We start from the raw sequence: 25,459 nt of genomic DNA, 5'->3' as shown, positions 1-25,459 counted from the left end.
AGACAGCCAGCAATGCAAGGCAGGCATTGCAAACAAACAAACACCTGACAGCAAACACGGGTAAGGATTCAAAACACATTGACGAAGATTCCACTCTTTTCAAAATTGCATGGCATTACCGCCGCAACGCCCGGTACCCGAAAAAAGCCATGGACAATCATGTAGAAGGCGTTGTTTATTTTTCGCTGGCCGTAAATAAAAACGGTGAGGTGAATAATATAAAATTTTATGATCAGGCGCCCCATGAAATAAAGACCATAACAAGTTTCACTTCCGTAGGACTGGAAGCAGACAAAGGTGCCGCCATTGGTGAACCGCTTACCCGGGAAGAAATGCGAAGACTACTGGAAGACGAAGTGAAACGGGTTTTTGATAAGAAATTAAAACTGTCCAGCGACGAACGGCCACCGGCTCAATACTATTTTGAGGTTGATTTCCGCATTCAAAAAAAGAAACAGCCAGCCGTTTAAATAATGAAATTAACATATAAGCAAAAGGGCCTTCTATAAACAGTAGAGGCCCTTTGTTTTAATAGTGGCAGCACTTGACAGTTTCAGCGAAATTTTTGCAAATTTTATACAGGATTTTCTATAGCTTTCCCATTTTAACCGGCACCGGAAATATTATACCCTTCAACGAACATGTTAAAGAAAGAACGACAAGCTTACATCCTGCACCAGGTGAACCTGCACAATAAAGTAATGTCATCGAATCTCAGCAGGGATATGAATGTGTCGGAAGACACGATCCGGCGCGACCTGCAGGAACTGGCCGATGAGGGAAAGATCATTAAAGTACATGGTGGCGCCCTGTCACACTCCTTCAGCCAGGTGCATTATTCCGGTTCCCATATCTATTCACACGACCATAAAAAGACCATTGCGCGTAAAGCTGCGTCGCTTATACATGACGGCATGTTCGTGCTTACTACGGGCGGTACCACCATTATAGAAATGGCGCGGGCTTTACCACCGCGGTTGAAAGCTACTTTTGTTTCAGGCAGTATACCGGCCATCCTGGAATATATGCAGCACCCTTCCGTAGAGGTGATCGCCATTGGTGATAAAGTATCGAAAAACGCTAAGATCACCACCGGTGGCGAGGCCATTACCCAGATCAAAAGGATCAGGGCCGATCTGTGCTTTTTAGGCGTTAACGCCATCAGCCTGAAAGACGGTATTACCGATAGCGACTGGGATGTAGTTCAGTTGAAAAAAGCCATGATCGAATCTTCCCAAAAAGTGGTTTGCCTGAGTATAGCGGAAAAGATCAATAGCCTGCAGCCTATACATATTTGTGAGATCGGTAAAATACAAATGCTGATCACCGAGCTGCCGCCCGATGATCCTATCTTAAAACCTTACCGGGATGCGGGGATTGACGTTATTTAGTTCACAGTTCAATGTTCATAGTTGACAGTTGTTGGTTAGAAGTTATTCAGTTCGCAAGTTGTCGCGAGACCTAATGGTTGAATAACCATAAACGATAAACCACAAACTCTAAACTATAAACAGTATCAATAAACTATTTCTTCACCGTCTACTTTCAAAATCAGTTCTTTTTTATCACTTGCTTCTACGCGGCCTACGATCTGCGCTTCAATGCCGAGCTTTTGAGCCGCCTCGATGAATAAGGGTGCAGAAGAGGCATGGGTAAATAACTCAAGCCGGTGGCCCATGTTAAACACCTGGTACATTTCGCGGTTATTGGAACCGGAGGCTTTTTGAATGAGCTGGAAAATAATGGGTGGTTCGAACAGGTTGTCTTTCACTACGCGGAAATTGCCGGGGAGGTATTTCATACATTTGGTTTGCCCGCCGCCACTGCAATGAATGAGGCCATGAATGGCATCAAAATAATTATCGAAGAACAGGTTCAATAAAGGAGCATAGGTGCGCGTGGGCGATAAGAGCAGTTTACCCACCTGGTGCTTTTCAGCGCCCACTGTATCTGTCAAACGATGGGGCCCGATATACACTACTTCATCGGCCAGGCTGTTCTCATATGATTCTTTAAATTCCTTTGCGTAAAACTTGCTTAACACATCGTGGCGGGCGCTGGTAAGTCCGTTGCTGCCAATACCGCTGTTGTATTCCGTTTCATACACGGTTTGTCCAAAGCTGCTGAAACCCACTATTACATCGCCTGCCTGGATCTTTTCATTGGTCACCAGCCGGTTTTTGGGCCAGCGGGCCGTCATGGTGCCATTCACCGCAATGGTGCGCACTACATCGCCTACATCGGCTGTTTCGCCGCCCAGGTAATGGATATTCACCCCGAACTGTTTCAGGGAATCGAAGAGTTCCTGTGTTCCATTGATCACTGTTTCCAGCACTTCGCCGGTCACGAGCTTTTTATTGCGGTCGATGGTTGAAGAAAATAAGAGGTTGTCAGTGATGCCTACACACAACAGGTCGTCGAGATTCATCACAACGGCATCCTGGGCAATACCTTTCCAAACAGAAAGATCTCCGGTTTCCTTCCAGTACAAATAAGCCAGGATGCTTTTGGTGCCGGCGCCATCGGCATGCATTACATTCACCCAATCGGAGTGGCCGGTAAGGTAATCAGGATAGATCTTGCAGAAAGCATGGGGATACAACCCTTTATCCAGTTTTTCCGTTGCCTTGTGAACTTCCTCTTTCTGGGCAGAAACACCCCGTTGTGAATATAAACTCATTACTGAAAATTATCTTATGACTGTCTTATGAATCGGCAAAGGTAAGGCGGAAATTTCTGATTTCTGATTGCGGGATTTCGAGATTTACACCAATCCCAATTTTTGCGTAAATCATGGAATCTCCCATTTCAGCGGAAATTGCTGATTTCTGATTTTGGGATTTCGAGATTTACACCAATTCCAATTTTTGCGTAAATCATGGAATCGCCCATTTCAGCGGAAATAGCTGATTTCTGATTGTGGGATTTCGAGATTTACACCAATCCCAACTTTTGCGTAAATCATGGAATCTCCCATTTCAGCGGAAATTGCTGATTTCTGATTCAGGGATTTAAGGATTTACCAGCTCAATCTCAAATTCTGAAATCCCGAGATCTCAAAATCCAAAATCCGGAAATCCCAAATCGATTTCAGATTGTATTTTCGCACCGCATTTATGAAAGTTTACTTTTCAACAGATACTATCCCGGCCTTTCAAAAGGCAGTAGTGACGATCGGCACATTCGATGGCGTACATACCGGCCACAAAAGCATCCTGGAGCAATTGAAGCGGGAAGCAGCACGCATCGGTGGCGAAACGGTCATAATCACTTTCCATCCGCACCCGCGCAAAGTGATCGTCAGCGGCCAGCCCGGCATCCAGCTGATCAATACGATCGACGAAAAAATTGAACTGCTCGATAAGAACGGCATCGATCACCTGGTGGTTGTTCCCTTTACCGATGTTTTTGCACAGCAAAGTCCGTCGGCCTATATCGAACAGTTCCTGGTTGAAAAGTTCCATCCGCACACCGTTATTATCGGCTACGACCACCGTTTTGGCAAGAACCGCGAAGGCGACTACAAATTACTGGAAACATACAGCGACCGGCTTGGCTTCCGCCTCATGGAAATTCCAGCCCATGTGATCAATGATAATACCGTAAGCTCCACCCGCATCCGGGAAGCTGTTCTGCAGGGGAATATCGATAGGGCCAACACCCTGCTGGGTTATGATTTCTTCTTCGAAGGCACTGTTGTAGATGGCAATAAACTGGGCCGCACGCTGGGTTACCCTACCGCTAACCTGCACATCGAGAACGAGGAAAAACTTATTCCGGGCAATGGCATTTATGCTGTCAGGGCAGAGATCAGAAGCCGGAGACCGGAACACGGAAGTCAGAGGCCGGAAGGCGGAGCTCAGAAGACGGCCGAGGCCGGAGGTCAGAATACCGGAGATAAGACATCAGCCCTCGGACTTCAGGCCTCAAACTTTGCCCCTCAGACTTTAACCCTCCTTGCCGGCATGATGAGCATTGGCATAAGACCCACTATCGGTGGCACCGACCGGGTGATCGAAGTAAACCTCTTTGATTTCAACGAAGATATTTACGGCAAATCGCTGCGGGTGTATGTTAAACAATACCTGCGCCCTGAAGTAAAGTTCAATGGGCTTGAGGCATTGGTAGAACAACTGGCGAAGGACAAAGAGGATACATTAAAAGTACTGGGCCTTAAATAGTTCAAAGTTCTAAGTTCAAAGCGTTTAATCAGCACATTAGCTAATTAGCACATTAGCTAATTAGTTTACCATTTTCACCACCATTTCTTTTAACAACGAGGCATCGGGTGTTCCTGTATCGTTGACCCCAACACTGCGCAGGTTGTAATGATGCAGCAGCAACAACGCTTTCTCTACACCGTTATAACCATAGTTACGCGCCACTAACATATAATCTTTCACAAACCAGGCGTTCACCCCGATATTGGCGGCAATGGTCTTGTCATCCTTTGCACTTTGGCCAAAGATCATATACGTCTTACTGAACAGATTGTATAGTGTAGGTAATACCAATTGTATGGGAGCCGCTTTGGGATTCGCCTCAAAATACTGTATTATACGCATGGCTTTGGGCAGGTCTTTGGCAGCCATGGCAGCTTGTAATTCGAATGGATTGTATTCCTTGCTAATGCCCACATACTTTTCAATATCATCTTCGGTAATGTTGGTCCTGCTGCCCAGGTTCACCAGCATTTTATCTACTTCATTATCGATGCGGCTAAGATCATTACCGATATGATCAACGAGTAATAAAACTGCTTTCTGGGATATCGTGTATCCCTTGCTTTTAACCAGTTCATTTGTCCATTCAGGTAACTGGCTATCGTACATTTTCTTGGTAGTAAATAACTCAGCCTTCGACTTAAGCAGCTTGGCCAGCTGCGTACGGCCATCTACCTTTTTTTCTTTGTAGGCTACTACGAAAACGGTGGATGATAAAGGCTGTGAAATATACGATTCCAATTTGTCGATATCACGCATATGTTGCGCTTCCTTTAGTAAAACTACCTGCCGCTCGGCAAACATTGGATAACGCTTACAGGCGTTGATCACCTGGGTCCAGTCTGCATCCCTGCCGTAGAAGACGGTGAGGTTAAAACCGGCCTCAGCCTCCGTTAAAATGTTATGCTCGGCATAATGCACAATTTTATCGATAAAATAATCCTCTTCACCCTCCAGCCAGTAAACAGGTTTAAAGAGCTTTTTCTTCCAATCGGATATAATTTTTTCTGCAGACATGAATAAAATCGTGGTTTAAACTTTGCAATATTACCACAAAAAAAGCGGTGACATATAATGAATTATACACAACTGTAACACAATACTATACTACGTTTCATCGTTTTTCCCCGTCCTATGGAAAGGATAATTGCCAAATTCTGGCATGCTTTTGGTAAAACCCATATGCGAAACCCAGTTAGGAAAGTACTAACCCTTTAATATCACGAATACTGAACCCGATTTTATAACCTTTCAAAATAAACATACACTTATTATGAGTACAACCAATTATCCATCCGCAAGTCCACAAGGAACACCCCCAAAACGCGATTCAAAGAACCTGATCATCGGTTTACTGGCCGTAGGTATTCTTGGAACATGGGGATACTTTTTATGGGACAAAAACAAATCTGATCAAAAGATCACGCAACTGCAAACACAATACGTGGCAGTAGATTCATCAAAGAATGAATTACAAAAAAGCTTTGATGCTGCTTTGACCCGTTTAGATTCTTTAACCGGTTATAACAACGAACTGGAAGGAAAAGTAAACGACAAAACAAGCGAAATTCAAAAGCTGAAAGGTCAGATCGGAAGCATCCTGAAAAAACAACGTTTGTCTGAAGGCGAGAAGAAAAAAGCCCAGGCTTTGATCGGTGAGCTGAATGACAAGATCGCTAACCTGGAAGCAGAAGTAGCTCGTTTGACTCAGGAAAATCAAACCCTGACTACTGAAAAAACACAGTTGACAGCAGACAAAGAAAAACTCACCAGCGACCTGCAAACTACTACTCAACAAAAAGATGAGTTAGCCGGTAAAGTAGATATCGCTTCTACGCTGAATGCATCTAACATCTCTGTTACTCCTGTTAACGAGAGAAAAGGTGGCAAAGAATCAGAAACAACCTCTGCAAAGAAAGTTGACAAACTGGTAATTGCAATGGATGTAAGCAACCGCATCGCTCAAACAGGCTCTACTGATGTTTACGTTTGCATCACTGGTCCTGATGGCCAACCAATCGCTGTTGAAGCTTTAGGTTCTGGTAAATTCACTACTCGTGAAGAAGGTGAAAAATTGTTCACTGCTAAAGTTCCTGTTGATTTCGAACAAGGCAAAACCAAACATGTTGAATTTGCCTGGAAACAAAACAGTGCTTTCAAACAAGGTAACTACAAGATCGAAGTATACCACAACGGTTTCAAGATCGGTGAAGCTACCCGTTCACTGAAAAAAGGCGGAATCTTCGGATAATCTTTCATTATACTATATTCGAAAAGGGACTGACCCAAAAGGTTGGTCCCTTTTTTATTTTCCTGATGGCCGAGTTGGGGTCAATGGTCAATGGTGAATGGGCAATGGTGAATGGTCAATGGTGAATGGTCAATGGTGAATGGTCAATGGCTCGCCGATTCTGAGAATAATAGCTGACTTGCGCTGCTTACAATGCTGCCTATTGCATATTGCTTATTGCCTATTGTCTTTTTGCCTTTTCCCTTTTGCCTCTTGCCTCTTGCCTATTGCCTATTGCCTGATTTGCCTGTTGCCTTTTATAACAGCGCCCGTATGGCAGCCCTGCCTATATGAACGATCCGCGAGGTACCCGGTTTACGGCCCTCATACTGCATGCTGAATTCAAGATTGTTCGAAAGTCTTTTGGTAAGATCAAGCGTCCACAAAAAGTTTTTTCCCGGCATTAATCCTTCCAGTATTATATACCCCGACGATGAATTCACATTCGGTATACTATCAAGCGATGTAAAACTGATATCGGTATACGTGAATTTAGCCATGATGGACGTGCTCTGTAAAATGTTATATTTTATATCGCTATTCAATGAGTTGGCCCTGGATCTTTCCTGGCTGCCCTGGGTATTTTCCTTATCGCTGTATTTGTAACCTACCCCCACCCTGAAATTGGATCCCCTGGTAAACGTAAGCCGTGGTTCAGCCGAATACTGGTTGATCCTGTAATTGCGGTTATTGAATTTCGGATTGGAGGAGGTCAGCTGATTGACACCGGTGCGGCCGGTTGTTTCAATCGCAAACATTTTGGTGATATTCCAGCGGGTGCGCAGGGTCCAGTCGTCGAGCTTATGACTCTCATAACCATAGGTGAGCAATGATTTCGTTTCATTGCGTGCATTGGTTATATCGAAGCCCCATTTTGGACTGAACCGGTTAAATGAAAAGGTATTTACAAAATTAGCAGTAAGGGTGATCAGGGAGGTGTCGTTTAACGGCGACTTGAATGGGTTGAACTGAACGATCTTATCGGCCACTTCTTTTTTACTGATCTGTAAGGATGATTGCAAATTCATCTTCGAAATAAACCGGGGAAGGCTTTTAGCCCTGGCTGCATTTATTACAGCGCGGGGATTAACGTTTACACTATAGTTAAAGGTGTTATAGTTGGCCTTTACATAAACGTTCGTAGGTGTGAAAATACGAATGAACTTGGCCTGGTCCTGGAACAGCGCCACTTCAAATTCGTTGAGCTGCTGTATGCCATCATTATTATAATCGATCCAGGTAAACTCCCCCTGCCCTGCCGGCACTTCCAGATAGGAATAATCTCTTTTCTGCTCCTGTCCGGCCCCCACTTCATACAGCAGGTTCCCGCTCACTAATCCTTTCAGGATATTGATCTGGTATTCGGCCCGGCCCAGTAAACTTTCTTCCGGCATTTGCCGGTTCAGGGTACTGTCGAGGATCTGCAGCTTACGATAGGTGCTCGTAAAGCGCACCTGATGCCGGGGATCTTTCGCTAATTCACCGCTTACCGTTACGTTCTGGCTTCTGTCGGCTTTTATCAGTTCGGTGCCCATTGGGTATGCATTGGTTCTGGTGAACCAGTTAATTCCCCAGCGGTTGGGTTTGTTCTGATCTGATCGTAGAAATGCCGAGGTTTGGCTGAATGAAAAGCTTTGCACGGCCATACTATCGGTGAACTTATTGCGAATGGCATTATGCTCAACTGCATAGGAACCGCCAATAGTATAATTGTTCAGCTTTTTAAACTGCCGGGAAAGATTGAGGGTTGGCCGCCAGAAATATCCTTTATCATCGGTGGCGTCAATATCCGATAAAGTGAATTGGTTATTGATGATCCATTCCCTGATATTTTGCACATGGGTAACGCTATGGCGAAAACCGGTAAAGCTGGTTCCCCGGTTATATTCCGTGAACTGGTAACGCAGGGAATTGTTTTTACCGTCTGACAACTGTAAACCTGCCGTTACAATATTTTCATGTTCGGGTACATTCAGCAGCAGCGGCAGCCCCCAATCACGGGTAAACTCTATATTCCTTAACCGTTCCAGCGGTTTAAAGCGGGCGTCAACATACTCATACCCAAGATCGGTCGTTAACTTCAAACCTTTTTTTGAGCTTTTAAATGGCAGGGTATTTTTGAAATCTACTTTGGCAGCATACCCCCTGTCATTGCTTTTGTCGATATCGGAGAAGGTATTTACGTCATAATTACTCATGGCCACTTCGGTATTCAGCACCGTATTCTTTGAAATGTTGTATTCGACACCCAGGTTGGCTATCTGCTGTTTTTTAGGGGTTACCAGGAATACTGCCGGCTCAAAGGACCCCTGCCTTACGCCGCCCACCGGTTCTACCCAGCGGTATACTTTCCCATTGGCTCCGTTCAGATCAGGCACGTAATTCCCGTTATTAACGCCTACATCGATAAACGACAGGGAATACAGGGCTTCATCGGGGTTGGTAGAATACACAAAGATGGAATCATGGGCGCCGCCATTATATACTGTATCGATCTTTTTATAGAGGATAGCGCCGGTTGAAAATGTATCGATGGTTGAATAGGGATAAAATGCCCTTGCTATGCTATCACCCAGATTCCGCAGAAAGTTCTTTTGTTCGGGGTCGAGGCTTTGATTGATGGGCGAGCTTTTGGCGTCGGCATTACTGAAATAACCCAGCCGCAGTTTTACTTTTTGATTGAAATTGGTTTCATTGGTGAGATAGATATTTGAATTGAGGTAATTGCGGTCGGCATATTCAAATTCAACCACGATCCGTTTGTCCTTGGTGACCATTTGCCGGGGTGTAAAGGAAATTTCCGCCGTATTATAATTGATCACGTAGTCGCGGTCTTCACCCCGCTGCATTAACACCCCATCGATATATACACGTTCGGTATTGGCCAGCACTACAAAGTAAAATTCATTATTGGCTCCCTGCAAGCGGTAAGGTCCCTGGTTTCCTTCCAGCGGGGTCAGGATATAACGGGTGAATTTTCCCTTGGCAATAGAACCGCTGAGCAGGGATTTATTGGAGATCTTATCTGTGAAGGCGGTCGTTGTTTCAAAGGCAATGCCCTGCAGGCGTTTGTAGAAGTTGAGGAAATAACTTTGCTGCTGCTGGCGGATATCGATATCACCCAGGCTTAACTGCCAGTTCTTTTTTCGGAACTGTAAAAAGATGCGGTCAAACTCGTTTAGCTGCTGGGTGGTGCCATCAGGCTGAACCGGTATATTATTATCGGTTATGGCGGCCACGATCTCGATACTGTCGGCCAGGTAACCGCTTAACTGCAGGTTCAGGTTGCTGCTGAACACTGCATCCTGGCTATTGCCAAAAGATATGCCCCGGCCAAAACTCCCGCTGTAATTGATGTTGCCGAAGTTAAAAAAGTTATCGCCCACGCTACCCGCCCCTACGTAGTCAGGAATAAAAGGCGCGCCCATGAAATTATTCATGACGCTATCATACTGCATGCGGCTAACCGCGGCGTTCAAACGGGTTTTAAATACGCGGTAACGCACGAGAACACTATCCAGGGGGGGTAATTGCTTCCAGCTAAGGCGGGCATTCACAAAATCAATGTCGTACAAACTATCGGGAATTCCGGTGAGGGAAACGGTGCCGGGAACGATGCTCAGGCTATCGAGCTGGATGGCCTGTTGTCTTACGGGAACCATCTTTTTGCGCAGATTCGAGCCAGCCCCGGGCGGACGGGGCGTTTGGGCAGCGGTCAGCAGCCAGCTTACGGAAAAACAAAAGCACAGTATCAGGTACTTCCCGATCAACAACCTTAGTTTGATTTTAGGTATCTTTTCAAAAGAGGATACTTACGGCATCTTCTGAAAAGAAGTGGTTTGGGTAGCCCCACTGATCGTCACCGGTAAGCGAGATCAGCCATACAGTTAATTAGCGCTTAAAGTTAGCATTTATTGCATGAAATGGCACTTAATACAGCCATACCGGGCTTAAACCGGCGATTTTACGGAGCCATGACCTAATACATAATTTGAGCGGGACTTTTGCAGCGTGAGGCCCGGCACTTTTTCGCAAGTGAGCGCCTGGCGTTTGGCCATATCGCGAATGGCCTGTTCAGAAACATGAAGCAGTTTATTCTGTTTCGAGATCATGCGGTAATCAGAGAACAGCAGGTAGGATATAAAACCAAGAAAGGCGCCCAGCCTGCCTTTTTTAAGGCAATGGATGAAGAGTGAAAATGCATCTTTTAGGGAAGAGGTGTTCTCATCGAGCACATCGGCAATGATCAGCTTTCCCTGCGGTTCCAGGTACCGGCCAAGCAAGCCCATAATTTCTTCAAGCTCCTTTTCATGCGGCAGGTACTGTACAATGCTCAAAACAAGGATATAGTCGAATTTTCTATGCTGCAACTGTTCTTCCAGGATCTTTTTATTGGTTGCTACAGTTGTTGTTATAAGAAAGAATAAAGCCTCAGGGTGATTATGGCGGCATTGCTGTATAAAGAACTCATTGATATCCGCCCCGGCGATGCGGTTGTTTTTACCAGCCAGGGAGTCGGCCACAAAACCCGGACCGCATCCGTAATCGAAGATGGTATCATTTGGCTGTAGCCGGTACTTTTTTTCGAGCTGGGTTACGAAATAGCCCGTAGCCATTTTCATGACCGCATAGAATGACTGCCGTTGATCTTTCCAGAAATTATCCCAGCCTTTTTTGCTCATAATTGAACGTTGATAAGTGTGTGATCCCGGTGTGAAAGCCAAGGGCGATAAAGATAAATATTTATCGCTACTGCCAAACAAAAACCCCGCCCTGGCAAAACCTGGACGGGGCTAACATATCACCTATTAACTGAGTTACACTAATTGTAATTTATTTGCCTGTTTCTTTTCAAGGTATTCGTCGAAGGTCATCAGCTTATCGATAGCGCCGTTCGGCGTAAGCTCGATGATGCGGTTGGCCACCGTTTGCATGAAGGTATGGTCATGCGAAGAAAGCAATACGATACCGGTAAAATTGCTCATGCTTTCGTTGAACGATTGAATGGATTCCAGGTCGAGGTGGTTGGTAGGCTCATCGAGGATCACCACGTTGGGGTCCTGCAACATCATGCGGCTTACCATACAACGTACCTTTTCACCTCCACTCAATACGCCTGTTTTCTTCATGATCTCATCACCGGTGAACAGCATTTTACCCAGGAAACCACGCAGGAAAGGCTCATCCACATCTGTAACATGCGGCGGCACATACTGACGCAGCCAGTCCATCAGGTTCAGATTGCCCTGTTCTGCGAAATACTTGGAGTTATCGTTGGGCAGGTAAGCTTTTGTTACGGTGCCGCCCCATTCGTATTTACCGCTGTCGGCAGCCATTTCGCCATTGATGATCTCAAAGAATGCGGTAATAGCCAGGTGATCGTCTGCTACGATGGCAATTTTATCGCCTTTATTTACAGTAAAGCTGATGTTCGAGAACAGGGGTTTACCTTCTATTGATTTCGATAATTTTTCAACGTTCAGGATCTGGTTACCCACTTCACGCTGCTGTTTGAAGATGATACCCGGATATTTTCTATTGGAAGGCGTAATGTCTTCGATAACCAGTTTCTCCAGGGCTTTCTTCCGCGAAGTTGCCTGTTTCGATTTGGAGGCATTGGCGCTGAAACGGGCGATAAACTCCATGAGGTCTTTCCGCTTCTCTTCCATCTTCTTGTTCTTATCGCTCAATTGGCGGGCAGCCAGCTGGCTACTTTCGTACCAGAAGGTATAGTTACCGGTGTAGATCTTGATCTTTTGACGGTCAACATCGGCCACATGTGTACATACGGAATCGAGAAAGTGACGGTCGTGCGACACAACAATTACGATGTTCTCATAATCGGCCAGGAAGTTCTCCAGCCATGAAATGGTCACTACGTCGAGGTTGTTGGTAGGCTCGTCGAGGATCAGGATATCGGGGTTGCCGAACAATGCCTGTGCCAGCAGCACCCGCACTTTCATAGCCCCGCTAATATCTTTCATCAACAAGGAATGTACATCTTCTTTAACGCCCAGTTCGCTTAGCAAAGTGGCGGCATCGCTTTCGGCCGTATAACCGCCCATTTCGCCGAACTCGCCTTCCAGCTCACCAGCGCGAATACCGTCTTCTTCCGTGAAATCGGCTTTGGCATAGATCGCATCCCGCTCATGCATCACTTCCCACAATTTGGTGTGCCCCATCAATACCGTATTCAATACGGTGCACTCGTCAAATTCAAAATGGTTCTGCTTCAACACAGCCATACGTTCGCCGGGCGTTACGTCAACACTTCCCTTATTGGGTTCAATTTCACCCGATAAGATCTTCAGAAAAGTAGATTTGCCGGCTCCATTGGCGCCAATGACGCCATAGCAGTTGCCTTTACTGAAGGAAAGGTTTACCTCATCGAATAATACCCGTTTTCCGAACGATAGGGTCACATTATTCACTGTAATCATACGTGCGCAAAAATTTTGAAGCGGCAAAGGTACGAATCAATAAGCAATTGGCAATATGCAGTTCAGGGTTCGCAGTTGGCATTTCGCAGTTCGCGTTCACAGTTCTCAGTTCGCAGTTCGCGTTCACAGTTCACAGTTCACAGTTGGCGGTTGCATTTTAACAATTGCGGCCCACTGTGCCGGGTCAGGGCTTGATGGAATTCATAAGCGCCGGAACATCAATGAGTAAGGTATTACTGTTCAATGTTTCGCCCGAGCGGATGTATTCTTCTTTGCTGGCCCAGTGTTTTACGACAAGCTGTGCGGCCTGCTGCCGGTTCCCGGTTTGCTCATACACCAGCTGCTTCACCAGGGATTCCGGCACCCACGCAAAAGAGCTGGAAGCTACCCCGAACTCGTCCATAGACTTATGCACCTTGTATTTCTCAGCCACAAACTGGTCGGAAGGCCTGATAAAATGAAAGCTTTGAATACCCTTGTGATAATGCTGTTGAATATGTGTTTTGATGGCTGCCAGTTCATCTACCTGGGGCCGCAGGAATGCTTCCTGGAAGTTATACCGGGCGCAAAAAATGCAAAACAAGGATCCGGCCACGCCCACAACCAACAGCAGGCGCCTGTTCTTGATAAAGTACAATGCCATTTCGAGCCAGACAATGAACACACACATATTCAAGGCCATGAGCGTGCGGTTGGAGGGAAAGCGTTCTTCGATCAACAAGGATGGTAAATAGGAAAACACAAAAAATGCCCCTATGACACCCAGGTATTTAATTGCCTGCAGCCATTTGGCTTTGCCAAACCTGACAAAAGCGAGTATTACCAGCGCCAGCAGCATCACAGCATAGAGTTTCTTCGAAAGAGCACTCTCCTCGTGGGTTAACAAGGTGAACCGGAAACTCCTTTCGAGGGGGCGGGCCAGGAAATACTTCATTTTTTCGAACAGGTCGAAATGCAGGGCATTGCGGGGATCCGGCACGATGTTCTCGAAAAAACGGAAACTTACCTTATAGGCTATATAATAAACGGCATTTACTAAAAAGTACACCTGCGATCCTATCATCAATACCCTGTCTTTTTTATAGTTCATAGGATTTATAAAATACAATAACAGGGGGAGCAGGAAACAGGCCCATGATCCCTGGTACAAAAAGAGAGCAGGAATGCCTAATAGCAGGGGAACGATAAATGCCCTGAAGGCCATTCGTAATTTAGCATCGCCCGAACGAATACTTTGTAAGACCAGGGCGCCGGCCAGTAAACAGGCAGTATCAGCAATGAAGAACTGCAAACAGGTGGCCCATTGAACCGCTACGATAAACGGCAGGCTGGTGATGAGGTATAAACAGGTGAAAAAGGGAAGGTATTGGTAACTGCTGACATTTGCCACCTCCCTTTTAAAGATAAGATACCATATTGGTAAACAAAGCAGCCACCCGAACAGGGAAAATAATCGCATGTAGATGACCCCATGTATGGTATCGATCATATTGAAAAGCCAGCGTTGCAGTACTTCTGTTAACCACCGCCCTTCATCAATGAACATGTAAAAGCCGGGGATCGACCGGTAGCCCCAAAGCTGCCAAACCTCATCCATGAACAGGTAATCACTGTAAAAAAGGGGCAGGAATATAAATAATGCGCAAAGCCATAGAGTCCCTAAGAGGTAAAGATCATTACGTTGCATATATGGCAAGCCTATTGGCAATAGAAGCCGCCATCGGTTAAGTTCGATTAACCAAGCGCTTTCTGGTTTTATAAAATTGTTGGCACTTATAAAACCAGGAAATGCCGATAACCCCTATGTCATGATAAATTTCTTTCCGGGCTGCCCGGAAAATTAATGCGGCTCTAAGATCATTCTAATGTTTGGTATTTTCCGCATCAATAAGCGCAGGTGCATTTACCACCAGTACATTACCGGTTACAGTTACACCGGATGCAGCAAAACGCGCTGTATCGGGCCAGTGTTTTACGACCAGTTGTTCAGCGATCCTGCGGCTGCCGGTCATTTCAAATACCATCTGCTGTACCAGGTTCTCGGGCACCCATTCGAAATAAGTGGAAGGCACTCCAAATTCGTCCATGGATGATGGCAGCTGATATTTCCTGCTGAAAGCATCTTCTGCCGGCCTGATAAAATAAATGGTGGTGGTTCTCCTCGTGTACTGTTGTTGAAGGTAATTTCTGATTGCACGGTATTCTTCCCGTACCGGCTGTAAGAACAGCTTATTGAAATTATACCAGCCAAATGCCAGCAGTAAAATAGCCTGACCAATGGCAATGGTTCGGCATAACGCCGTTGTTTTCACAAAATGCATGACCATATCAGCACACACGATCCATACACTCATGTAAAGCCCAAGCATAGTCCTGTTGGATGCATAGTTCTCTTTCACCACGAGGGAAGGCAGTTGCGAAATAAGAAAGACCAAGAGCACGGCTGCCAGGTATTTCCCCGCTCCCGGCAGGTTCTTTTTACCAAAGCGAAGAAAAGCCAGCAGGATCCAGCCGGCAAACAAAGCCAGGTAGATAATTTTTGCCACCCTGCTTTCATCATTTACAATAATATTGAACCAGAATGCCCGCTTCAACGGTTTTGAAAGGAAATAATATAATTTATATGGCGGGTTGATATAAATACCGGTGCGGGGATCACTTGCCACATGGGTAACCGATACATACAGCTTAAACGCTATAAAATAGATAGCATATATCAGGAAGTAAACGGCCAGTCCTTTTATAAATACCAGGTCTTTCCGGGTGGTAAAAGCACTTACATAATGAAATAAGAAAGGAATGAGAAAGCAGCCGAAGCCACTTTGATAGGTACACAATGATACAAATCCGGTTAGGATGGCGCCTAAACCGGCTGTCAAGGGGATCTCTCCCTTCTTTTTCTCCCTGATGCCCAAATACCAGATGGCTCCTGACAATAATCCAGCCGTATTGGCGATGGCCATTTCCATACAGGACGCCCACTGAATGGTGATCGCAAACGGTAAACTTGTTACCAGGTACAGGCAGGTTAAAAAAGGCAGGTATTCGTAACCGGGCGCAGCTGCCACTAACCGCTTTACAATGGTATACCAAAGTGGTATGCACAAGAGCCAGGAAACCAGGGCAAAGACCCTGAGGTATGTTAATTCGCGAATGGAATCTACTGCTGAAAATAAGGTTGACATAAGCCACTCGGTGATCCATCTGCCCTGCTGGGCGAACATGCTGAAATTACTGCCAGGCCGGTATAACCAGAGTTGATTTACTTCATCGGTATAAATGTATTCAGCAGAAAAGAGTGGATAAAAGATCAGCATCACTACCAGGAATAGTAATGCCAGTAAAAAGCTGTCTTTCCGTTGAAGAGCGTTCATAAGATTATAAGCTATCGCTCCCTTATTGTTGATTGATTATAGTAACCGGATCGACCACCATGATATTGTTTGCGGTTGTGTCGCCACCCGCTTTTACAAAGGCTTCCAGGGCATCCCATTTTTCTACGCTCAGCTGTTCGGCGGTTTTGCGGCTGCCGGTGATCTCCCATACCAATTGCTTAGGAAGGTGTATCATGGTCCACTCAAAGGTGGATGAGGGCACGCCGTATTCATCCATGTTCTGGTGAATATTGTATTTCTTTACAAATGCATCTACCGGCGTTAAATTCACATAAATGGTATTGATACCCGGATGATAGTTTTGCTGAATATATTTTTTCAGCGCAGCATATTCATCCGTAACCGGTTTCAGAAACTGAATGCGGTGATTATAACAGGCGGTTATTACCAACACCAGGCCTACCACTACTCCACCAATTGCCAGCACCATCCTGTTCTTTATAAAGTACAGGGCCATTTCCAAACAAACCAGCCAAACACAAATATTCAGGGCCAACATGGTCCTGTTAGAGGCAAAATTTTCTTTAACGATCAAACCTGGAAAATAGGCCAGTAAAAAAACGCCCAGCACAACCAGTATGTATTTGATCGCTTTCCCGTATTCCTTCCCAAACCGTACGAAGGCCAATACCATCCAGCCGATGAGCATTACTTTATAAAGGGCTCTTGCTACTTTGCTGTATTCATACACATTGGCATTGAACCAAAAGCTTCTTTCCAATGGATGCGAGAAAAAGTAAGCGAGTTTATTGATGGGATCGATGTATATGTCAGTACGGTCGTTATGCCCCAAATCATTCATGGCCATGCTCAGCTTAAACAGGGGAAAATAGAGCGCATATACCAGGAAGAAGCAAATCATACCGGCAATTATTACCCGGTCTTTATTGCTGGAATGAGGGCTTATATAATGAAGGAGGAATGGGATCAGCAAACAACCCAGCCCGGTTTGATAAGTAAATAAGGAAATAATGCCCAATATCAAGCCTGCAAGAGCATGTATGGACCTTATGCGTATTTTTTTGCCATTGAATTGAACGGCATTGTATACAAGAGCGCCAGCTGCCAGTCCGCTCGTGTTGGCCAGCCATAATTCAAGACAGGAAGCCCATTGAATGGTAACACCGAAAGGTAAACTGGTCACCAGGTATAAACAGGTAAAAAATGGCAGGTATTGATAGGCAGGTTCTTTTGCCACTCCCTTTTTTAGAATGATATACCAAAGTGGTAAACAAAGCAGCCAGCCAGCCAAAGAGAAGACGCGGATATATGTTACTTCGTTTATTTTATCAATTGCGCCAAAAAGCCATATGAACATCCATTCTGTGATCAACCGGCCCTGATCGATGAACATTTTAAAGCCAGTGCCTGGTTTATAGGCCCACAACTGTAAACACTCATCTGTATATAAATACCGGGCAGAGAAGATGGGAAAGAAAATGATGAGGGTAACCAGGATCACAATCAACAAAAGATAATAATCCTTCCGTTGCAGGGCGGTTTTCATGTTAATGGACTGATAAAAGGTTTATGATAGAGCTGTTTAAATAAGACTTAATAATCCCTGCACGTCGAGTGCTTCGGTCACCATTTGCAGGTTCCCTTCTTCATCGAATGGCCAATTTTCCTTCGGCCGGTCGTAATACAGTTCCACACCGTTGCCGTCGGGATCGTTTAAATAAATGGCTTCAGACACTCCGTGATCGGCGGTGCCGGTAATAGGATAACCCGCATCGAGTAAACGTTGCATTACAACTGCCAGATCCCTTCGGGTGGGATACAAAATAGCGGTATGGAACAGACCACAGGCCCGTTGTGGCGCCGGTGGCGCATTTTTACTGTACCAGGTGTTGAGTCCGATATGGTGATGATAGCCGCCGGCAGCAATAAATACCGCCTGGGCGCCATAACGTTGCGTGATCTCGAAGCCTAACAACCCCTGGTAAAAGGCAAGCGCTTTATCCAGGTCAGACACTTTCAGGTGAACATGCCCGATACGTGCTCCGGATGGTACTGTATATTCCATGTTATGATGTTTTCGGTTAAAAAAATAAGGTTGATAAGTTAACCTGTCAATATACAAGGGCACATTAACATGTTAACTTATCAACCCTAACAACCTTTCAACTAAAAAGACTACTTGTCGACGCTTAAACCGGCAGCAAGATATTCTTTATTGAGACGTGAAATATTCGTTACTGAAATTTCTTTCGGACAAACCGCTTCGCAGGCTTCTGTAAAGGTGCAGGAACCAAATCCTTCCTTATCCATTTGCTGTACCATGTTCAGCACACGGGTCTTGCGCTCGGGCTCACCTTGTGGCAGCAATGCCAGGTGCGATACCTTGGCCGAGAGGAACAACATAGCGGAGCTGTTCTTACAGGCAGCCACACAGGCGCCGCAACCAATACAGGCGGCAGCAGCGAAGGCAGCATCCGCTTTTTCTTTTTCAACAGGCATGGCGTTGGCGTCAACGGCATTCCCGGTATTTGCAGAAATATATCCACCAGCCTGGATGATCCGGTCGAATGCGGCACGGTCAACCACCAGGTCTTTTAAGACCGGGAATGAATTGGCGCGCCAGGGTTCTACCACAATGGTATCGCCATCTTTGTAAGCCCGCATGTGCAACTGGCAGGTTGTATTGGCATGCCAGGGACCATGAGGACGGCCGTTAATGTACATGGAGCACATACCGCAAATACCTTCGCGGCAATCGTGATCGAATGCAATAGGGTCTTTTCCTTCTTTGATCAGTCGCTCATTCAGCACATCAAACATTTCCAAAAATGACATTTCAGAGGAGATATCACTTACCTGATAAGTCTCAAACCTGCCCTTATCGTTGCTGTTCTTTTGTCTCCAGACTTTCAGCGTAAGATTCATTGTATAGTGCTCCATTATAATCGTGTTAATTTGAGAATTTGTGAATTTTATTTATAGCTGCGCTGAGTTGGTTTAGCTACTTCAAAGATGAGGTCTTCCTTATGCAACTGCCAGTCGCTTTCGCCTTTGAATTCCCAGGCAGCCACATAGCTGTACAAGGCATCTTTACGATCGGCTTCCCCATCCTCGGTTTGCGATTCTTCGCGGAAGTGACCGCCGCAGCTCTCATTACGGTTCAACGCATCTTTACACATCAATTCACCCAGCTCAATGAAATCAGCCACCCGGTTGGCTTTATCCAGCTCGGGATTCATTTCATGGATGCCGCCGGGGATGCGCACATCACTCCAGAATTCTTTTTTCAGTTGTTGTATTTCTTTGATCGCTTCCTGCAGGCCCTTTTCATTTCGGGCCATACCGCATTTATCCCACATGATCTTACCCAGGCGTTTGTGGAAGCTTTCTACTGATTGCGTTCCTTTAATGCTCATCAGCTTTTCAATGCGATCGCGTACATCCTTCTCAGCCTGTACGAAGGCTGGATGATCTGTAGGGATGGCATTGGTGCGAATTTCATCGGCCAGGTAGTTACCGATGGTGTAAGGAATTACAAAATAACCATCGGCCAAACCCTGCATGAGGGCAGAAGCACCCAGGCGGTTGGCGCCGTGGTCGCTGAAGTTGGCCTCACCCAGTGCATATAAACCAGGCACAGTGGTCATCAGTTCATAATCCACCCACAAACCACCCATGGTATAGTGCACAGCGGGGTAAATACGCATGGGCACTTCATAGGGGTTTTCGCCGGTAATCTTTTCATACATATCGAAGAGGTTACCGTATTTCTCTTTTACAACATCCACACCATGCTTGCGGATCACTTCTTTCGAAGGATTGCTGATGCCCAGTTTACCGCATTCTATTTTACCATAACGCTCAATGGCGGCAGCATAATCGAGGTACACCGCCTGTTTGGATGACCCTACGCCATAACCTGCATCGCAACGCTCTTTGGCAGCACGGCTGGCCACGTCGCGTGGCACCAGGTTACCGAAGGCAGGATATCTTCTTTCGAGGTAATAATCTCTTTCTTCTTCAGGGATCTCACTCGGCTTGCGGTTATCGCCCTGCTTTTTCGGCACCCAGATGCGTCCGTCGTTACGCAGCGACTCCGACATCAGGGTCAGTTTCGACTGGTGATCACCGCTCACCGGGATACAGGTGGGGTGGATCTGGGTAAAGCAGGGGTTTCCAAAATAAGCGCCTTTGCGGTGGGCTTTCCAGGCAGCGGTCACATTGCTGCCCATAGCATTGGTACTTAAATAAAATACGTTGCCATAACCACCGGAACATAACAACACAGCATGGCCGAAATGTCTTTCCAGCTCACCGGTGATGAGGTTACGTGCAATGATACCACGGCATTTTTCTTCCCCGGTCTTTTCATCCTTGATCTTAACGATCTCGAGCATCTCGTGGCGGGTATACATGGCAACGTTACCAAGGGCAACCTGGCGTTCGAGGGCCTGGTAGGCGCCGATCAGTAACTGCTGGCCTGTTTGACCGGCCGCATAGAATGTACGTTGTACCTGTGTACCACCGAATGAACGGTTACTGAGCAGGCCGCCGTACTCACGGGCGAATGGCACACCCTGCGCCACGCACTGGTCGATGATATTGGCGCTCACTTCAGCCAGGCGGTGTACGTTGGCCTCACGGGCACGATAGTCACCCCCTTTAATAGTATCGTAGAACAAACGGAAAACAGAGTCACCGTCATTTTGATAGTTCTTTGCAGCGTTGATACCGCCCTGTGCAGCGATGGAGTGTGCACGGCGGGGAGAATCCTGAAAACAGAATGCTTTTACTTTATATCCCAGTTCGCCTAATGAAGCGGCAGCAGAAGCACCGGCCAGTCCGGTTCCGATGATAATAACTTCCAGCTTGCGTTTATTAGCGGGGTTTACCAGTTTACAATGTCCCTTATATTCGGTCCACTTCTGATCTAACTGCCCTGCGGGAATTTTTGAATTAAGCATATCGAGCGTTTCTTTTTTTAAAATTTCGTGAATGTGGAAGATGCTTGTCTGGTGTTGATTAGTTATTATTAACCCAGCCAAAATAAAAACTAAGGGGCATTAAAGCAAAGAGTAAAGGAACTATGATTGAAAACCCTACACCCACGCTTTGTACAAGCGCTAACCATTTTTTATTGTGCACACCCACAGTTCTGAAAGAACTCTGAAAACCATGCAGCAGGTGCCAGGCCAGTGAAAAACAACCTAACAGATATAATATGACCCATATGGGCTGACTGAATACTTCGGCCATTTTACTGAACACATCGTGCACTTCAACACCATTGTAAGTGGCCTGATTCAAAGTTTCAGCATATGTGATACGGGAAGGAACCCAGAAGTGCGAAATGTGAACGATCAAAAAGAGGAGGATCAATGTGCCCAGTAATGTCATTGACTTTTTGTACCAGGCGCTTCCTTTGCTGCCCATGCTTACTGCGTAGCCCTGCTTGCGGCGCGACCTGTTCTGCACTTCGAGCATATACCCCTGAACGATGTGAGCTAGAATTCCAATGAAGAGGCCAATTTCCATTAAACGGATCACATAAGAAGAGCCCATAAAATGAGCCGCTTTGTTGAACATTTTACCGTTGTCAGTATCATCGTAGATGTCGGCGAAGACACAGGCGTTGATCCCTACGTGAACGACCAGAAAGGAGATCAGGAACAATCCGGTAAATGCCATTACTAACTTTTTACCTACCGAAGACGTGAAGAACTCAGACCATTTCATGCGAAAATGAATTAATTGCGATTTTAAGGCCACACTGTAAGCCTGCCAGCCAACAGTGATCGCGCCCGGCAAAATTTTCATTGCCCTTTATATATAATGAAATTTGCCATGGACGATGCATCTTAAAAAATGTTAAGGGCACAGGTATTATTCATTCCACCAAGGAGCATAAATAAGCACCTGTATTAAATAAGATAGGTTAAATAACAAAGAGCTTTTCAAAATTCATCGCTGAATACAGCCATCAAATTTGCCGCAAATTTAACGCAGCAAGCTTAAAAATCAACATCCTGTTAAAATTTTCCTGCAAAAGGCAGTAAAGTTTAACAGGCCCTTGAAAACGATGAAATCATTTTCTATCCTATATACTACGCACATACTTTGTACGTTCTGGTGGTATAAAAGACTGAGTTTCGGACTCATTTTGTTAAAATCCCTATCTTAGCCCCTTTAAATCTACTGAATGAAACAGGAAGAGGATTTTGAAGCCAACTTAGCAGGTGAAGATGGTCAGGGTGAAGAAGCCAAGAGAAGCTGGTTCAAACGCATTAAGAAAGGCATCCTTACCAGTACTGCTGAAAAAAAAGAAACACCGGAAGGGTTATGGAGCAAATGCCCTGAATGCGGTTATATATGTACCATGACCGAACTTCGGGAGAACTTATTTGTTTGCCCCAAATGCAATCACCATCACCGCATCGGCAGCGCCGAATATTTTGAGATCATTTTCGACGACAATAAGTACGACGTATTGTTCGAGAACATACGGTCTAAAGACTTCTTGAACTTTACCGACCTGAAGTCGTATGGAAAACGTCTTGATGAAATTTGGTCGAAGACCGATATCACCGATTCGATTCGTATAGGGAAAGGTGCTGTAAAAGGAATTGACCTGATGGTGGGTTGTATGGATTTTGAATTTATCGGCGGCTCCCTGGGCAGTGTTATGGGGGAACGTATCGCCCGCGCTGTTGACGTTTGCCTGCAAGAAAATATTCCCCTGATGATCATTTGTAAATCAGGTGGGGCCCGCATGATGGAAAGCGCCTTCTCGCTGATGCAGCTGGCCAAGGTATCGGGTAAACTATCGCAGTTAACAGATGCAAAAATTCCTTATATCTCTTTACAGACGGACCCCTCCTTCGGTGGTATTTCTGCATCCTTCGGTATGCTCGGTGATCTGAATATCGCCGAACCGGGAGCCCTTATCGGTTTTGCCGGGCCGCGGGTGATCAAGGAAACCATTAAAAAAGACCTGCCGGAAGGTTTTCAGCGAAGTGAGTTCCTGCTGGAACATGGCTTCCTGGATTTCATTGTTCCGCGTAAGGAACTAAAAGAGAAGCTCGCCACCGTACTTTCATTGTTTAAAAATTAATACACGAATATTTCTGATTTCGGGATTTTGAGATTTTTGGATCTTCTTAGTTCAGACTTTCCGATAAATCTCAAAATCCTCCAAATCTCAAAATCCCGCAATTCCTCCATGGCTGATATCAGGAACCGCTCGGCTTACCACGATTATTTCATCGAAGATAAATACGATGCGGGGATGGTATTGCTAGGAACCGAAGTAAAATCCCTGCGCGACGGGCGGGCCAGCTTTAACGACAGCTACTGCTATTTTCATAAAGGCGAATTGTGGATCAAAAGCCTGCATATTGCAGAATACTCGCATGGCACGGTCAATAATCATGACCCGGTTCGGGAGCGTAAGTTGCTGCTTACAAAGAGAGAATTGCGAAAACTGGAATCGAAGATCAAGGAAAAAGGCTTTTCCATCGTGCCGCTGCGCATTTTCTTCAGCAGCAAGGGACTTGTTAAGATGGAGATCGGCCTGGGCAAGGGTAAAAAGCAGTACGACAAACGCGAGACCATCAAACAACGGGATACCGAGCGGGAAATGAAGCGATATCTGAAATAGTTTGTGGTTTGTAGTTTGTGGTTTGTGGTTTGCTCATTCGCGGCTCTTAATAAAGTTTTAAGTTGCTGATTATGCACAGGCTGGGCTTACAATTTATGCCGGTATTTCCCTGATTATTACCCTTTTACCATCGGCCTGACCTATTAGAAAAATTTATTTTCCACAGCAGTTGCCAATTACTCTGAGATATGGAAACTGCGATATATTTTTGTGACTATCTGTACCCTTCCCGAACATTATCCAATGGAAAAACACCCACCCGGAAACAAGCCATAGGCCGTTCAGAAAATCGTTAAGTACCCTGCAACTGGTTCTACTTAACAGACATTCGTATTATGAAATTTGCAATTTATTGCTTGGCTTGATTTTTCTACTTAAATTAACATATGCTACGCTTTATTTTAGTTCTCTCTTTATTAGTTAGCGGAAGGTTTGCATTTTCCCAGTCCATATCGGGTTCCTGGTTTGGCAAGGCTGATGTAGTGGTACAAGGTGTATACAATAACTACCTTACCGAGCTAGTCTTAAAACAAAGAGGCAATGAAGTAGAAGGGGTTTTCGGCTACTATTTTAAAGATACATACCAGAGCTTTTTTGTTCGCGGCACCTACAACAAGGAAACCCGGGCAGTGCGGATCAAAAACTTGCCTTTTATCTTCTACCGAAGCCGGTCAACGGTGAACGGCGCAGAATGTATGATGGATTTTGAAGGCACTTTGCGGGTAAGCCAGGTCAAAAGCTCTTTAAACGGGTCGTTTGTGACCATCGACAAATACAAGTACACCTGTCCCGAAATGCGGGTAAGCTTCAACCTCGATGTATCTACGAAAAACCTCGACAGCATGCTGAGCAACAGCATTGTAGGGAAAAAATTCTGGATGCCGCAACGGGAAGATGTGGTGGTAAAAGCCAGCGCGCCCCTTGTGAACGGCAGCCCTAATACGACGACCATTGCGCCGGCCAAGATCACCGACAGCGCTATCGATTTCAATGAACGGAACCTGGTAGCCCAGTTCACCCGCAGAAAGATCGTTTACATCAAGGACCTGGAAATAGCCAGCGATTCCATCCGCGTAAGCCTTTACGACAATGGCGAAATTGACGGTGACACGGTTACCGTCTTCCTGAATGGCAAGCCGGTAATAGCACACCAGGAGCTCACCGCCCGGGCCATGAATATTTACCTGACCCTCGACAACAGTAAAGATGTAAATGAGGTGAGCCTGTTTGCCGAGAACCTGGGCCGCATTCCGCCGAATACCGCTTTAATGGTGGTTACCGATGGGATCTCGCGGTTCGAGGTCTTTCTTTCGAGCAGCTACACCCAAAACGCCACCGTGCGTATTAAGAAACGAATCTCGCGGCATTAATGTGATGATGTGATAATGGAAATGCAACTTATCGAGTAGGAAGTAAGGGATTACTTCCCTTACTGTCCTCTCACACCACCGTACGTGCCGTTCGGCATACGGCGGTTCATTAAACATAAACAG

Annotated in this window: 19 protein-coding genes; 7 read left to right on the top strand and 12 right to left on the bottom strand. The window is 45.7% G+C overall.

The window, feature by feature from the left end:
• Positions 1 to 26: 26 nt before the first annotated feature.
• The gene (locus tag JT717_RS26925; protein WP_205514392.1) at positions 27 to 470 is read left to right on the top strand and encodes an energy transducer TonB; all 444 of its coding nucleotides are present in this window, start codon (positions 27 to 29) and stop codon (positions 468 to 470) included.
• A 171-nt stretch (positions 471 to 641) separates the two neighbouring features.
• On the top strand, positions 642 to 1,391 hold the full coding sequence (locus JT717_RS26920) for a DeoR/GlpR family DNA-binding transcription regulator (protein ID WP_205514390.1): 750 nt from the start codon (positions 642 to 644) through the stop codon (positions 1,389 to 1,391).
• Between the two features lie 125 nt (positions 1,392 to 1,516).
• On the opposite strand, the gene JT717_RS26915 is transcribed toward JT717_RS26920, so the two are convergent.
• Positions 1,517 to 2,680, bottom strand: a complete 1,164-nt coding sequence (locus tag JT717_RS26915; protein ID WP_205514388.1) for an AIR synthase related protein — start codon at positions 2,678 to 2,680, stop codon at positions 1,517 to 1,519.
• A gap of 436 nt (positions 2,681 to 3,116) precedes the next feature.
• Between JT717_RS26915 and JT717_RS26910 the strand changes: the two genes are divergently transcribed.
• Positions 3,117 to 4,181: a bifunctional riboflavin kinase/FAD synthetase gene (locus tag JT717_RS26910; protein WP_205514387.1), complete on the top strand. Its 1,065-nt coding sequence runs from the start codon at positions 3,117 to 3,119 to the stop codon at positions 4,179 to 4,181.
• Positions 4,182 to 4,241: 60 nt separating this feature from the next.
• Here JT717_RS26910 and holA read toward each other — a convergent pair whose 3' ends face one another.
• Complete coding sequence (gene holA, locus JT717_RS26905; RefSeq protein WP_205514385.1) at positions 4,242 to 5,240, bottom strand: DNA polymerase III subunit delta; 999 nt, start codon at positions 5,238 to 5,240, stop codon at positions 4,242 to 4,244.
• Between the two features lie 256 nt (positions 5,241 to 5,496).
• Between holA and JT717_RS26900 the strand changes: the two genes are divergently transcribed.
• Positions 5,497 to 6,474 (top strand): DUF8428 domain-containing protein, encoded by a 978-nt coding sequence (locus JT717_RS26900; RefSeq protein WP_205514383.1) that lies wholly within the window; start codon positions 5,497 to 5,499, stop codon positions 6,472 to 6,474.
• Positions 6,475 to 6,770: 296 nt separating this feature from the next.
• Here the strand turns inward: JT717_RS26900 and JT717_RS26895 are convergent, their stop codons facing one another.
• The 10 genes from JT717_RS26895 to JT717_RS26850 all read right to left on the bottom strand — a co-directional run bounded on the left by JT717_RS26895 (position 6,771) and on the right by JT717_RS26850 (position 22,126).
• The gene (locus JT717_RS26895; protein WP_240348449.1) at positions 6,771 to 10,283 is read right to left on the bottom strand and encodes a DUF8818 domain-containing protein; all 3,513 of its coding nucleotides are present in this window, start codon (positions 10,281 to 10,283) and stop codon (positions 6,771 to 6,773) included.
• A 180-nt stretch (positions 10,284 to 10,463) separates the two neighbouring features.
• Positions 10,464 to 11,195: a class I SAM-dependent methyltransferase gene (locus JT717_RS26890; protein WP_205514380.1), complete on the bottom strand. Its 732-nt coding sequence runs from the start codon at positions 11,193 to 11,195 to the stop codon at positions 10,464 to 10,466.
• Positions 11,196 to 11,330: 135 nt separating this feature from the next.
• The gene (locus JT717_RS26885; protein WP_205514378.1) at positions 11,331 to 12,953 is read right to left on the bottom strand and encodes an ABC-F family ATP-binding cassette domain-containing protein; all 1,623 of its coding nucleotides are present in this window, start codon (positions 12,951 to 12,953) and stop codon (positions 11,331 to 11,333) included.
• Positions 12,954 to 13,137: 184 nt separating this feature from the next.
• Positions 13,138 to 14,640, bottom strand: a complete 1,503-nt coding sequence (locus JT717_RS26880) for a hypothetical protein (RefSeq protein WP_205514376.1) — start codon at positions 14,638 to 14,640, stop codon at positions 13,138 to 13,140.
• Positions 14,641 to 14,815: 175 nt separating this feature from the next.
• Entirely contained in the window at positions 14,816 to 16,327 is a 1,512-nt protein-coding gene (locus JT717_RS26875) for a glucosyltransferase domain-containing protein (protein ID WP_205514375.1), read from the bottom strand.
• 22 nt (positions 16,328 to 16,349) lie between these two features.
• Positions 16,350 to 17,855 carry a hypothetical protein gene (locus JT717_RS26870; RefSeq protein WP_205514373.1) on the bottom strand — a complete coding sequence of 502 codons (1,506 nt, stop codon included), beginning with the start codon at positions 17,853 to 17,855 and terminating at the stop codon, positions 16,350 to 16,352.
• Between the two features lie 36 nt (positions 17,856 to 17,891).
• A complete protein-coding gene (locus JT717_RS26865; protein ID WP_205514372.1) occupies positions 17,892 to 18,374 on the bottom strand; it encodes a VOC family protein in 483 nt (160 codons plus the stop codon).
• Positions 18,375 to 18,484: 110 nt separating this feature from the next.
• Positions 18,485 to 19,249 (bottom strand): succinate dehydrogenase/fumarate reductase iron-sulfur subunit, encoded by a 765-nt coding sequence (locus JT717_RS26860; RefSeq protein ID WP_240348448.1) that lies wholly within the window; start codon positions 19,247 to 19,249, stop codon positions 18,485 to 18,487.
• 32 nt (positions 19,250 to 19,281) lie between these two features.
• Complete coding sequence (locus JT717_RS26855; RefSeq protein WP_205514371.1) at positions 19,282 to 21,273, bottom strand: fumarate reductase/succinate dehydrogenase flavoprotein subunit; 1,992 nt, start codon at positions 21,271 to 21,273, stop codon at positions 19,282 to 19,284.
• 58 nt (positions 21,274 to 21,331) lie between these two features.
• The gene (locus JT717_RS26850) at positions 21,332 to 22,126 is read right to left on the bottom strand and encodes a succinate dehydrogenase cytochrome b subunit (RefSeq protein WP_240348447.1); all 795 of its coding nucleotides are present in this window, start codon (positions 22,124 to 22,126) and stop codon (positions 21,332 to 21,334) included.
• Positions 22,127 to 22,508: 382 nt separating this feature from the next.
• Between JT717_RS26850 and accD the strand changes: the two genes are divergently transcribed.
• The 3 genes from accD to JT717_RS26835 all read left to right on the top strand — a co-directional run bounded on the left by accD (position 22,509) and on the right by JT717_RS26835 (position 25,336).
• Complete coding sequence (gene accD, locus JT717_RS26845; protein ID WP_205514370.1) at positions 22,509 to 23,420, top strand: acetyl-CoA carboxylase, carboxyltransferase subunit beta; 912 nt, start codon at positions 22,509 to 22,511, stop codon at positions 23,418 to 23,420.
• A 27-nt stretch (positions 23,421 to 23,447) separates the two neighbouring features.
• On the top strand, positions 23,448 to 23,966 hold the full coding sequence (smpB, locus tag JT717_RS26840) for an SsrA-binding protein SmpB (RefSeq protein ID WP_439650919.1): 519 nt from the start codon (positions 23,448 to 23,450) through the stop codon (positions 23,964 to 23,966).
• 386 nt (positions 23,967 to 24,352) lie between these two features.
• The gene (locus JT717_RS26835; protein WP_205514368.1) at positions 24,353 to 25,336 is read left to right on the top strand and encodes a hypothetical protein; all 984 of its coding nucleotides are present in this window, start codon (positions 24,353 to 24,355) and stop codon (positions 25,334 to 25,336) included.
• Positions 25,337 to 25,459: the final 123 nt, after the last annotated feature.

This window comes from Longitalea arenae (genome assembly GCF_016924755.1).
Taxonomy (GTDB): Bacteria; Bacteroidota; Bacteroidia; order Chitinophagales; family Chitinophagaceae; genus Niastella; species Niastella arenae.
This window is presented reverse-complemented; position numbering and strand designations above follow the sequence as displayed.